The sequence below is a fragment of the Anoxybacteroides tepidamans genome (assembly GCF_014201465.1).
Taxonomy (GTDB): Bacteria; Bacillota; Bacilli; order Bacillales; family Anoxybacillaceae; genus Anoxybacteroides; species Anoxybacteroides tepidamans.
Window position 1 is genome coordinate 46,324 of sequence record NZ_JACHEP010000005.1, and the last position, 12,242, is coordinate 58,565.

Annotated in this window: 12 protein-coding genes and 1 pseudogene; 12 read left to right on the plus strand and 1 reads right to left on the minus strand. The window is 41.0% G+C overall.

Annotated features, from left to right (window positions below):
- Nucleotides 1–19 precede the first annotated feature (19 nt).
- The 12 genes and pseudogenes from HNQ34_RS06915 (at nucleotide 20) to HNQ34_RS06970 (ending at nucleotide 11,858) form a co-directional block, all read left to right on the plus strand.
- On the plus strand, nucleotides 20–445 hold the full coding sequence (locus HNQ34_RS06915; RefSeq protein WP_221277334.1) for a MerR family transcriptional regulator: 426 nt from the start codon (nucleotides 20–22) through the stop codon (nucleotides 443–445).
- Between the two features lie 29 nt (nucleotides 446–474).
- Complete coding sequence (locus HNQ34_RS06920; protein WP_183252966.1) at nucleotides 475–1,164, plus strand: zinc metallopeptidase; 690 nt, start codon at nucleotides 475–477, stop codon at nucleotides 1,162–1,164.
- Between the two features lie 67 nt (nucleotides 1,165–1,231).
- Nucleotides 1,232–2,566 (plus strand): hemolysin family protein, encoded by a 1,335-nt coding sequence (locus HNQ34_RS06925; RefSeq protein WP_183252968.1) that lies wholly within the window; start codon nucleotides 1,232–1,234, stop codon nucleotides 2,564–2,566.
- A gap of 621 nt (nucleotides 2,567–3,187) precedes the next feature.
- Nucleotides 3,188–3,979, plus strand: coding sequence for a TerC family protein (locus tag HNQ34_RS06930; protein WP_183252971.1), 792 nt, complete (start codon nucleotides 3,188–3,190; stop codon nucleotides 3,977–3,979).
- Between the two features lie 151 nt (nucleotides 3,980–4,130).
- Nucleotides 4,131–4,736 (plus strand): DedA family protein, encoded by a 606-nt coding sequence (locus tag HNQ34_RS06935; RefSeq protein ID WP_183252973.1) that lies wholly within the window; start codon nucleotides 4,131–4,133, stop codon nucleotides 4,734–4,736.
- 817 nt (nucleotides 4,737–5,553) lie between these two features.
- Nucleotides 5,554–5,685: pseudogene (locus HNQ34_RS06940) on the plus strand (CNNM domain-containing protein); the annotation flags it as partial.
- Nucleotides 5,686–6,014: 329 nt separating this feature from the next.
- Entirely contained in the window at nucleotides 6,015–7,838 is a 1,824-nt protein-coding gene (locus HNQ34_RS06945) for a pyruvate kinase (protein WP_183252975.1), read from the plus strand.
- A gap of 66 nt (nucleotides 7,839–7,904) precedes the next feature.
- On the plus strand, nucleotides 7,905–9,089 hold the full coding sequence (locus HNQ34_RS06950) for an HD-GYP domain-containing protein (protein ID WP_246363917.1): 1,185 nt from the start codon (nucleotides 7,905–7,907) through the stop codon (nucleotides 9,087–9,089).
- Nucleotides 9,090–9,215: 126 nt separating this feature from the next.
- Nucleotides 9,216–9,929, plus strand: coding sequence for a dethiobiotin synthase (gene bioD, locus HNQ34_RS06955; protein WP_183252978.1), 714 nt, complete (start codon nucleotides 9,216–9,218; stop codon nucleotides 9,927–9,929).
- Nucleotides 9,919–11,289, plus strand: a complete 1,371-nt coding sequence (gene bioA, locus HNQ34_RS06960) for an adenosylmethionine--8-amino-7-oxononanoate transaminase (protein WP_183252981.1) — start codon at nucleotides 9,919–9,921, stop codon at nucleotides 11,287–11,289. Before bioD ends, bioA begins: the two co-directional genes overlap by 11 nt.
- A 134-nt stretch (nucleotides 11,290–11,423) precedes the next feature.
- A complete protein-coding gene (locus tag HNQ34_RS06965) occupies nucleotides 11,424–11,651 on the plus strand; it encodes a hypothetical protein (protein WP_183252983.1) in 228 nt (75 codons plus the stop codon).
- Nucleotides 11,652–11,687: 36 nt separating this feature from the next.
- Entirely contained in the window at nucleotides 11,688–11,858 is a 171-nt protein-coding gene (locus tag HNQ34_RS06970; protein ID WP_183252985.1) for a hypothetical protein, read from the plus strand.
- Between the two features lie 41 nt (nucleotides 11,859–11,899).
- Here HNQ34_RS06970 and HNQ34_RS06975 read toward each other — a convergent pair whose 3' ends face one another.
- Nucleotides 11,900–12,232 (minus strand): spore coat protein, encoded by a 333-nt coding sequence (locus HNQ34_RS06975; protein WP_183252987.1) that lies wholly within the window; start codon nucleotides 12,230–12,232, stop codon nucleotides 11,900–11,902.
- Nucleotides 12,233–12,242: the final 10 nt, after the last annotated feature.

Consider the following 12,242-nt stretch of genomic DNA (forward strand, 5'->3'; position numbering starts at 1 on the left):
GAGTGAGTTCATTGGGAAGTTGCTTAAAATTGGTGAACTTGCAGGATTAACAGGCGTTTCCAAACGAACGGTTGATTATTATACGCAGTTAGGGTTGCTCGAACCTGTTCGCTCTGAAACAAATTATCGCTATTATCCTGAAGAAAGTATTAAACATTTACAGTTAATCCTTGCATTAAAGAAACAGCATTTAACTCTCGAGGAAATAAAGGAACGTCTGCAGCTGATGAAAAATCAGCCTGCTCCGATGAATGAAATTATCGATAAAATCGAGCACCTTCAAGAACAAATGCAGCATATTCAAGAAGAAGTACTGGAATTAAATCCATTGCTTAAACAATTAAATAAACAACAGATCAGATTGATGATAAAGCCGTTGACCCAGCAAAGTTACGCATTGTTACATTCATTAGCTATATTACTTGGGGAAAATCCTTTTATTTAATACTAATAATGATAAGGGGGAGAATGTAAATGTTGTTTCATCCGATGGATATTCTCATCTTTTTGGCATTCGGACTGTCGCTTTGGGCACAATTTAAAGTAAAAGGTACATTTAATAAATGGGCGGAAGTCGATGCTAATTCGTCTCTCACTGGAGCTGAGGTAGCAAGAAAAATTTTAGATTCCAATGGCTTATATCACGTTCCCGTTGAATTAGTCCCTGGTACGTTGACTGACCATTACGATCCATTGTCCCGTACCGTTCGATTGTCTGAACCTGTTTATTATGGACGTTCTATCGCTGCAGTATCGGTAGCGGCCCACGAGGTTGGTCATGCAATCCAGCACCAGCAATCATATGGTGCACTCGTTTTACGGCATCGTATGTTTCCGGTAGTGAATTTTTCTTCTGGTATTGCGCCATTTCTATTGTTAGGCGGATTTTTTCTGCAGCAAACTTCGCTCATTGGGCTTGGCATTATTCTCTTTTCAGCAGCCGTAGCGTTCCAATTAGTGACGTTGCCGGTAGAATTTAATGCAAGCTCTCGTGCGAAAAAGCTTCTTTTAGCTGAAGGATTTATCCACAATGATGAAGTACGCGGAGTAAATGGAGTCTTAAATGCAGCGGCATTAACATACGTAGCAGCGGCATTAATCTCTGTTTTAGAGCTAATCAAATTTGTTATGATTTTCTTTCAAGGAAATAGTGAAGAAGAATAATATAAAAAATGATACAATGAGCAGGAGGTGGATTCTCTAGCTGTCTGCATACAGTTAGAGAACTTAATTGGAGATAGTTAATTTACTGATGGTTGGCATTTTAATTGCCTTGACGGCGTTTTTTGTTGCATCAGAATTTGCCATTGTCAAAGTGCGCAGTACCCGGATTGATCAACTTGTGGCAGAAGGAAATCGAAACGCGATGACTGCCAAACGGGTCATCAGCAATTTAGATGAATATTTATCGGCTTGCCAGCTCGGAATTACCATTACGGCATTAGGGCTGGGTTGGCTCGGGGAACCAACGGTGGAACATTTGCTTCACCCTGTATTTGAGCAAATGAATTTGAATGAGTCTGTAGCACCTCTTCTTTCTTTTGCAATTGCGTTTGCGGCGATTACATTTTTGCATGTCGTCGTTGGAGAACTGGCTCCGAAAACATTAGCGATTCAAAAAGCAGAAACCGTTACGCTGCTATGTTCAAGACCTTTAATCTTTTTCTATAAACTGATGTATCCATTTATTTGGACATTAAATGGTTCAGCGCGTGTGATTACTGGATTATTTGGGCTAAAACCGGCATCCGAACATGAAATCGCCCATTCAGAAGAAGAATTGCGTTTGATTTTATCAGAAAGTTATAAGAGCGGAGAAATTAATCCGTCGGAATATAAATACGTAAACAATATTTTTGAGTTTGACAATCGGATCGCCAAAGAAATTATGGTACCGCGCACAGAAATTGTCGCATTAGATAAAAACGATTCAATCGCGGACATTTTGGAAATTATGAAGAAAGAAAAATATACACGCTATCCTGTTATGGACGGCGATAAAGACCATATCGTTGGGATGGTGAACATAAAGGAAATATTAACGGATTGCATTCAAAATCCACAAGCGGTTAAAAAAAAGTTAGATGGTTATATTCGTCCAATCATACAATTAATCGAATCCATCCCTATTCATGACTTGCTTGTCAAAATGCAGAGAGAACGAGTCCATATGGCGATTTTAGTCGATGAATACGGCGGGACGGCCGGTCTTGTGACGGTTGAAGATATATTGGAGGAAATTGTCGGTGAAATTCAAGATGAGTTTGATATTGATGAAGTTCCAATGATTCGCAAAGTGAACGAACATACTACCATTGTTGATGGAAAAGTCTTAATTGAAGAGATAAACGATTTACTTGGAACGGATATCGATGATACGGATGTTGACACGATTGGTGGTTGGATTTTAACGGAGAAATTTGATATTCAACAGGGCGAGATTCTCTCTCACGGTGATTATGAATTTAAGGTATTAAAAATGGAAGGTCGTCATATCCAATTAGTTGAAATTACAAAACGTGTGCAATCTCCTTTACTTGCCTTACAAGAAGCGATAACAGAATAAGCAGTGAAAGAGAAGTTGTCTCAAACGTCCATGCCTTACTTAGCAAAGGATAATGTTTAAAAACATGATTCATACCCTAGTGACTAACAAAAAATAAAAATAATAATTGACAGATTCATATAGGTTATTTTATGATTAAATTGGACAGTTGGATAGTTCTCCTAAAGGGGAGTAGCTTTTACAACAAAGTCGTCATTTCGGAGTTTTGCCGCTCCCGGCTTTGTTGGCAACGCAACGTTGTTAGCGAGACCTTTACCATATTTGGCAAGGGTCTTTATTGTATGTTAAACCTTTACCAAATATGGTAAAGGTTTTTTGTTTGATAATCTTAATGGGAGGAAAGCATATGGAAAGTAGACAGCATTCACTCGATGTTATATCAAAGCCCATGTTAAATCAAATGGGCCAAATGGCGGGGAAACGCTCATGCCAATTTGGAAATATAATTGGCGCCCATAAAAGAGAAGCATTGATATAATAACCATTTTGTCATCAAAACTTATTCGCTGATAAAAAGGATCAAATTCAAAAGGATGTTGGATCTCCTAAACAAAAATATGTTCTTCTTTAGAAAGTGCAATATCAAACTACATTAGAATACTAAAGGAGGGTTCAGATTATATGGAACTTTCGGTTTTATTAGAATACAGCTGGGTATTACTACTTCTAATTGTGCTTGAAGGGCTTTTGTCAGCTGATAATGCGCTTGTTTTAGCTATTATGGTCAAGCATCTTCCGGAAGAACAAAGAAAGAAAGCGTTGTTTTATGGGCTTGCAGGTGCATTCGTTTTCCGTTTTGCTTCATTATTTGTGATTTCATTTCTTGTCAATGTATGGCAGATTCAGGCGATAGGTGCTCTTTATCTTTTATTCATCGCAATCAATCATATTTTTAGAAAAGTAGCTGTAAATAAAGGAAAAGAAAAAAATAAAGAAATACAGGAAAAGAAACAATCCGGATTTTGGGGAACTGTTTTCAAAGTAGAATTGGCCGATATCGCATTTGCGGTCGATTCCATTCTTGCAGCAGTAGCATTAGCAGTTACGCTTCCGAATACAAATCTTCCGCAAATCGGCGGACTGGATGGAGGTAAGTTTCTCGTTATCTTTGCTGGAGGAGTAATAGGATTACTTATTATGCGCTTTGCTGCTAATTTCTTTGTAAAATTGCTTCATTCGAAACCTGGTTTGGAAATCGCTGCGTTTCTCATTGTTGGCTGGGTTGGGGTAAAGCTATCTGTTTATACGTTATCACATCCTCAGCTGGCAATATTACCTGAAGGGTTTGCAAAATCACCTGAATGGAAAATAACATTCTATGCCGTACTCGTTCTGATCGCATTAGGTGGCTGGTTTTTATCAAAGGAGAAAAAAGAACTGCCTTCTGCAGAAAAATCCAATGAAAATGTTTAGTTCCAAAGATTTTGTCCTTTAGAAACATCGCTTGAGCCGCCCTTGATTGGGGCGGCTCAGGCTCGAGTTGGCAAACTAAGAGAGAATGTATTATAATTTCTCAGTAGAACTTAGTTGTTTGAAAAGGAGTGATTTGAAAAGGAGTAAAGTAATGGAAAATTGGATAATAGAGATAATTGAAAAATTCGGATATATAGGGATTCTTTTATTAATTGCACTGGAAAATATATTCCCGCCAATTCCATCGGAGGTAATACTAACGTTAGGCGGTTTTATGACTACCACCACAAATTTAACGGTAATAGGAGTCATCACGTTTTCCACTATTGGTTCAGTGGTTGGAGCCATTATTCTTTATGGCATTGGCTTACTTATCGATGTGAATAGAATGGGGAAAATTGTCGATAAATGGGGCCATATTCTTAAAATAACTAGGAAAGATATCGATAATGCTAATGCTTGGTTTTCAAAGTATGGTGTATGGACTGTATTTTTCTGTCGTTTTATCCCGTTAATAAGAAGTTTAATCTCTATACCAGCTGGTATGTCACGTATGAACTTTGGCCTATTTTTATTGTTGACAACTCTTGGTACCTTAATTTGGAATGCTACTCTTGTGAAAATAGGTGCTGTAGTTGGGGAATCATGGGAAAGTATTGTGTATTACATGGATATTTATTCCAATGTCGTTTATATATCGTTAGCATTGCTCCTTATTTTATTTATAGTGATGTTTATGAAAAGAAAGAGGGATTGAAATTTAAGAAGAATTAGGCAGTGTCAAGGAGAATAGTTAGCTGACTTTTTTGGATTTTGTCTGTGTCGCTCCTTCTCCGCCTTACACAAGAATGCAATCACCGTGTTGCAAGAAGAGGGTGTCCCAAAAGTGATGGGGCACCCTTCGTGCTAATCGCATATGCGCATTGAACAATACGAGGAAAAGAGTATTCTTGCTTACGGTCAAACAACCTTTTGAGCCCGTCTCTTTTCTTTTTAAGGATGCATAACATATGCTTTACTATTTGCTTGGGAGTCCCAAAAACGTTGAGTTCGTTTTTTTAGTTTTTTATTGCATGAATCCAAAATTAAAATATATTCGTATACTCATGGTGCTAGATGACGATAGACGCTAATTGATCATGTATTTTCCACAGGTCGTGATTATACAGCAAATACGGAAAATGTATTTGCTAATTGAATTTTGAGCCACTCCGATTACATCCTTGTGAGCCACTTAAAAATTGACAAATGGTAAATCTGGGGCGTCTTGACATGGAGCCTCTAGAGGCATGATTTCACTCGAAAGGCGACACATCAAGGTGTTTCGATAGGCAACAAGCCTATCATGCCTCTCACTCCATATCAAGACGGTGTTTTCGCTGGAAATGGAGTGGCTCACGTTTTTACGAGCGAAGTGGCTCAATTTTATGTTAGCAAAAACAGAAAACGCTTGAAAGTAACAAGATTATGACATTCAACCAGCACCACAGGTTATTATACAATTAATTAGGAGGTCGATTCTCTGGCTGTTTCCATACAGTTAGAGAACTTAATTGGAGATAGTTAATTTACGGATGGTTGGCATTTTAATTGCCTTGACAGCATTCTTTGTTGCATCGGAAATCGCCCTTGTTAAAGTGTGCAGTACACGTATTGATCAGCTGATAGCCGAAGGAAATCGAGACGCAGTGGCGGCAAAACAGCTTCCGTTCATTTTCTTACTGAACTGCGAATATATATAAACAGACGTGTTGATTAACCATTAAAAACCAATTGACATCACTCTATTTCTAGTTTTTTTGCCGGAGTCGGATAAGCTCAGCTTGCCGACTGGGCATGCTGTACGCATGCCCTCCTCGAACAATGAACGCTTTGCGAGCAAATGACATTTGCCGGCCGGCGTTTCTTGTTCGAGGGAAGAGGTAGAAAAGCTTGTGTTCAGCTATATGATTCTGTGTTTTTAGTAAAATAATGGATAATCAACACTCATGATATATAAATATATTTTCTACTTCACGAACAGAGGTGAAGATTTGTGGGCGAGTTTTACAACAATGAACAGTCATTAGGTGAAACATTGTTCCGCATTTATCAATCGATCGTTAAGTGGATCGAGCAAAAAATAAAACAATTTCCAATGCCGCACCATGAAGAAAGCCGTGACAATTTAATCGCATATTTGTATGCAAAAGAAATGATATCAAAGTCTCTCGCCCAAGCACTTGAAGATGAAGGGCTTTCATCACTTTCTGGATACGAATCGCATGTTCTTTCAAGACTCGAGCTTTTATTAAAACAGCTGCGTATTTTATCTCTTCTTGAAACAACTGTTCAAAAAATCACCCGCCAACAAGCGGAGCAACTGATTAGTGAACGAGCGAAAATGGCATTAGGAGAAGCGCGGAACGGAAGACGCACGCGCATTATGGTGACGTTAGACGAGCAAATCATACATCAGCCGGAAAAGATTGAACAACTGTTATTGCGCGGTATGGACATTGCCCGAATTAATTGTGCCTACCATACTCCTGACGTTTGGAAGCAAATGATCGAGAGCGTTCGCCAAGCAGAAGCGCGTCTACAAAACAAACAGTATTGGGAAAAAAAGTGCCGCATTTACATGGATTTGCCGGGGCCAAAAATTCGCATCAAGCACATCGTCCACGAAGAACGTCCGTTAAAACTGGCCGTACGAAAAGACGAGCACGGCCGTGTCATTGAGCCGCTTGTCGGTTTGCTTTCCATTGGCAAGCCGTCGCATATTGACGAACGAGGGTTATCGTTTGCTATTGAAGCAACAGCAAAAGAGGAAGTTATGTTGACAGCCGGAGACGAACTATCATTTAAAGATATGCGTGGGCGGCGAAGAACGTTACAAGTTGTTGAAATCATCAGCCCGACATGTGCGAAAGTGGTGTTGCCAAAGACAGCGTATATTCAAGAGCGAACCGTTTTGAAGCACTCACGCTATCAACTATTTGTGCAAACGATCGTACCTATTCCGATTAAAATTCTTGTTCAAAAAGGAACTCATCTCAAAATTTATTTTCATGAATCAAGTTTGCAAATCGCAAACACAGATTTTTCTATAAAAATGACAACAACCCTCCCGAAAGCATTTCATAACGTTTGCGCAGGTCACCGTCTTTACATCGATGACGGGAAAATATTTGCGGTGATTCAAAAAGCAACGAACGAATATGTCGAAGCGAAAGTGGTGTCGACCGGAAGAAAGCCGCGGATGCTGAAGGAAGGAGCAGGAATTAATCTCCCGGATTCATTCATTCACTTGAACGTTTCTTCCATGACCGATCAGGATCTGGAGTATATCCCGTTTATTAACCGGCATGCGGATATGATCGGACTGTCATTCGTTCACACCCCGCAAGATGTGGCGAAACTTCATGCCATTTTAACCGAGCAAGGCGCGCGGCATATGACAGTGGTTGCTAAAATCGAAACGCGGGCGGCTCTTCATAACCTCGCCCGCATTTTATTGGAAGGGTTGAAGCTGCCGTCGTTTGCCGTCATGATTGCGCGGGGCGATTTGGCGATTGAAGTTGGTTTTGAGCATATGTCAATTGTGCAGCAAGAAATTTTAACGCTTTGTCGTGCTGCTCATATCCCAGTTATTTGGGCGACACAAGTGTTAGAAAGTTTAGCGAAAAAAGGGTTGCCTGCGCGAGCAGAAATTTCCGACGTATCGCTAGGACAAACCGCCCATTGCATCATGCTCAACAAAGGCGCTTATATTACCGAGGCGGTAGAGATGCTTTCGAAAATACTCGAAAAAGAAGAAGCGTATGAAAAGAGGCAACAAGCCATCGCCCGCTACATGTCCCAACAAGGGATGATGTAGTTTTCTTTCCCACATCCATCCGTTATAATAAATGACAAACGGTTCGTTGATAAGGAGACAGTGATGATGGCAAACGACCTTGTTTATCAAGTAAAAACGATGCGCGAACTGCGCGTCGATGATATTGTCTTGCATCCGATTTACCGTCCGGATGGGCTGCTTTTTGTAAAAAAATACAAAAAACTAACAGAATCGGTCATCAAACACATAAAAAAACATTTTCCGCTTGACTATCCGCTGTTAGTCGTCGAGTCAGAAGAGCAGCTGCAACAATTTCTGCAGTTCAAACAGGAAAATGAGGAAGAGATTTATGAGCAATTTCAAAAACTTTTAACCGTTCATCAAAAATATATGCATATTCCATTATCAATGGAAATGTATGATGAACAGCTTGTCAAACGAAAAAAGGAAACAAAAGACAAACAAGAAGAGTTTTTTAAGCGGATCCATCCGAATGTGTTTATGCCGATGTGGCGCATTTTCGAGCAGACGTTTGATTCACTAAGAATGTTGCAGCGGATGAAGCGGCTAAACGAGCAACTAAATGATATCATTTCGAAAGATGAAGCAATTTTTGCGTTGTTTAACCGAATGTATCATTATCACGACGTGCTCGTTGTTCACAGCTTAAATACGATGTGTCTTTCTTTAATGATTGGCGTGGCGCTTGAGTTAAGCGATGAAGAGATCATCGACTTAGCGTTAGCGGCGCTTTTTGCCGATATCGGGTTTACAGAAGTTCCGAAAGAAGAGTTTGTTCATTATTTGAATAGCGGCAAGCGGAATCAAGAGCTGATTAAAGAACATTTGCGCCTATCAGTAGAAGTGATTTCTACGTCCCCTCACTGCCGGCGCAAAAGCATCGTTTACGGCATTCTCGATCATCATGAAGAATATGGAGGAACGGGATTCCCAAACAAAAAACAAAAAGAACAAATTCATTTATTTGGCCGCATTATTGCGATCGCTCAGCTTTACGATGAACTTGTCGGCGGCTATGTGAAAGAAGAAAGCCGGTTGTCGTTTGAAGCGCTTGAAGAAGTGTGGAAACAAGGCGGTGCGAAAATGGATCCGAACATTATTCGCATCTTTGTTGATAAATCGCGAATTTATAAAGTAGGAGAATGGGTTCGTTTACCGAATAATGAGCTGGCGCAGGTGATCGGGTTTAAAGATTATATGCGTTATCCGCTTCATCCGATTGTAAAAAAACGAAATGGAGAGATTTACGATTTTTCCATACGGTTATGACATGTCAATCCGCTGAACGACTTCAGCGGGTTTTTATTTATGTCAACCATTATTAAAAAATAGTTGACAATTATATATGCCTCCCTCACAATAGAAATCAAACAACAAGGGAAAGGGGATTTTGCCGTGGGAAAAGCGGTATTTATTACTGGAACGGGAACGGACATCGGGAAAACGGTCGTGACATCTTTTTTGGCGTTTGCTTTTGAGCAAATGGGATGGAAAACAGCGATCTATAAACCGATCCAAACCGGATTGGCAGAAGATGGACGCTCATTTGCGGAGCAATATTGGTATGAAACGAGGATGGAACAGAAAGCAGCGGGTTTGTATTGCATGGAACCAGCTGTTTCTCCGCATTTTGCTGCACGATTAACGAACACAACAATCGAACCGAAAATGATTCAACAGAAGCTTTCCGAACTGAAACATCAATATGATTTCGTTTTCGTTGAAGGAGCAGGAGGGCTCGCGGTTCCTCTCATCGAAACGGAGGCAGGATTTTATATGACGAAAGATTTGATTCGTGATGGCGAACTCCCTATCATTATCGTTTCACTGGCAGGATTAGGAGCTATTCATCATGCCGTCACTACCGTTTCGTATGCTAAACAACATTCACTAGACGTAATAGGACTTGTCATCAATCAATTTGACAACCAAAACGCCATTCATGTTGATAACGTGCGGACGATTCAGCGCCTGCTTGATTTGCCGGTTCTTGCCAAAATTCCAGTACTGCCGAATGCATCGAAACAAGCTCTCAAAGAACTTGCACAAACGTGGATCGAGCGCGGAGAGCAAACATTATTGTTAGGGGGATTGTCCGTTGAAGTATAGCTACGAACAACTAGAACAATGGGATAAACAATATGTATGGCATCCGTTTACGCAAATGAAAACGTACGTGCAGGAAAAGCCGCTCATTATTGAACGGGGACAAGGCAGCTATTTGTTTGACGTGGAAGGAAACCGATATTTAGACGGCTATGCTTCGCTCTGGGTGAACGTTCACGGCCATAACGACCCCGAGCTCAATGCCGCCTTGCACCAACAAGTCGAAACGATCGCCCATTCGACATTGCTCGGCTCGGCAAATGTCCCGTCCATTTTGCTGGCGAAAAAATTGGTTGAGCTTTGGCCGGGGCTTTCGAAAGTATTTTATTCTGATACAGGAGCCGCGGCCGTTGAGATTGCATTAAAAATCGCGTATCAATATTGGCAAAATATCGATCCGGTTAAGTATGCGAAGAAAACGAAATTTGTGTCGCTGAAAGAAGCGTATCACGGCGATACGGTCGGCGCTGTTAGCGTCGGCGGAATGGACTTATTTCACCGCATTTTTGAACCGCTATTATTTGAACGAATCGAAGTACTGGCACCGTACGTATATCGCATGGATGAATACGGCAGCGAAGAAGAGGTCGTTCGCTATTGCTTAGAACAGCTTGAAAACGTATTGGCAGAGCAACATGAACACATTGCCGGCATGATCGTCGAACCGCTTGTGCAAGGAGCGGCTGGAATCATTACGCATCCGACCGGCTTTTTAAAAGGAGTCGAAACGCTTTGCCGAAAATACGGGGTATTGCTCATTTGCGATGAAGTGGCGGTCGGGTTTGGCCGGACTGGAACGATGTTTGCGTGCGAGCAGGAAGAAGTGCGCCCTGATATCGTCTGCTTAGGAAAAGGCATCACCGGCGGGTATATGCCGCTGGCAGCAACGCTCACAACCGAAGCCATTTATGAAGCGTTTTTAGGAGACATCACCGAAAATAAAACGTTTTATCATGGCCATACGTATACGGGAAATCAGCTGTCTTGTTCGGTGGCGTTAAAAAATATTGAACTAATGGAAAAACGGAATCTCGTATCGGATGTGCAGCGAAAAGCCATTATATTGTCGCAAAAATTGCAAAAGCTTTACGAATTGCCGATCGTTGGCGACGTGCGCCAAAAAGGCTTGATGGTCGGCATTGAAATCGTGAAAGACCGAAAAACGAAAGAAACGTTTGATCGTTCAGAGCAATTTGAACATCGCACGATTTTAGAGGCAAGAAAACGCGGGTTGATCATTCGGCCGCTCGGACCGGTATTGACGTTTATTCCGGTGCTTGCGATGACGGACGAACAATTGGAAACAGCCGTCGATATTCTTTTTGATTCCATTGCGTTTATGACGAAGGAAATTTCGCGCTAGTTTCAGGCGCTGTCTAGTTCATCTAGGCAGCGTTTTTTTATTTGTTGTGACTGGACATTCGCCCACTCTCTCCACGTTTATCCTACATATGTATAGAATGTAGCGATCGAAATCATTAAGGGAGGATGAATGCGATGAATGATGTGAATTTACAAGATACAAGAATATGGGGCTTTGGTCGTCCGTTCTTTGGCGGTCCATTCTTTGGAGGCTTTGGTCGTCCGTTCTTTGGCGGTCCATTCTTTGGAGGTTTTGGTCGCCCATTCTTTGGCGGATTTTTAGGTGGATTGTTAGGTAGTGCCTTAATCCCACCGTTTTACGGATATCCATATTACGGTTATCCGTACGGCCCAATTTGGTAATCATTTTAAAAATTCCGTTGTGAGAGGAGAATCATGATGATTCGGCACTATCCATATGAGGAACGATGGTTTTTTGGCGGCCCGTTTTTTGGCGGGTTATTAGGCGGTTTGCTTGGCAGCGCCTTAATCCCATCACTTTTTTACGGGTATCCAAGACCGTATCCTCTGTATCCTCCTTATTTTCCTTATGGAGGATATTGGTATTAATTGACATGCCTCCCCGTACGACATGTACGGGGACAGGTGTTTTATTGAACGTTGTTTTGATATGGGAATTGACTTGTGTATCCTTGAAATTGTTGATACGATTGTTGCAGTTTTTGCTGGTTAGCGACTTCGAGTTTGTACCACCCTTTTTTAAACATTAAGTTATACAGTTCGCGCTGACAACTTTGCGTTTCCGTAAAAATATTGAGCATATCTTGATACAACTGTTCATGACTCGCTTCATGTAAAAACGTGCTATATGAAGAGGTCATATACTTTTCTGTTGTTAACATATCATTCAAAAAATCGCGATCGTTCATTTGCGGCGTTTTTGGTACTTGTGTTTCACGATTTTGGATTGTTTGCTGGTTCATTGTGTTTCCT

What these genes read in the sequence shown, in the direction of transcription:
- HNQ34_RS06920 (WP_183252966.1), top strand. Translation starts at nt 475, where the DNA reads ATGTTGTTTCATCCGATGGATATTCTCATCTTTTTGGCATTCGGACTG.
- HNQ34_RS06930 (WP_183252971.1), top strand. Translation starts at nt 3,188, where the DNA reads ATGGAACTTTCGGTTTTATTAGAATACAGCTGGGTATTACTACTTCTA.
- HNQ34_RS06935 (WP_183252973.1), top strand. Translation starts at nt 4,131, where the DNA reads ATGGAAAATTGGATAATAGAGATAATTGAAAAATTCGGATATATAGGG.
- HNQ34_RS06950 (WP_246363917.1), top strand. Translation starts at nt 7,905, where the DNA reads ATGGCAAACGACCTTGTTTATCAAGTAAAAACGATGCGCGAACTGCGC.
- HNQ34_RS06965 (WP_183252983.1), top strand. Translation starts at nt 11,424, where the DNA reads ATGAATGATGTGAATTTACAAGATACAAGAATATGGGGCTTTGGTCGT.
- HNQ34_RS06970 (WP_183252985.1), top strand. Translation starts at nt 11,688, where the DNA reads ATGATTCGGCACTATCCATATGAGGAACGATGGTTTTTTGGCGGCCCG.
- HNQ34_RS06975 (WP_183252987.1), bottom strand. Translation starts at nt 12,232, where the DNA reads ATGAACCAGCAAACAATCCAAAATCGTGAAACACAAGTACCAAAAACG.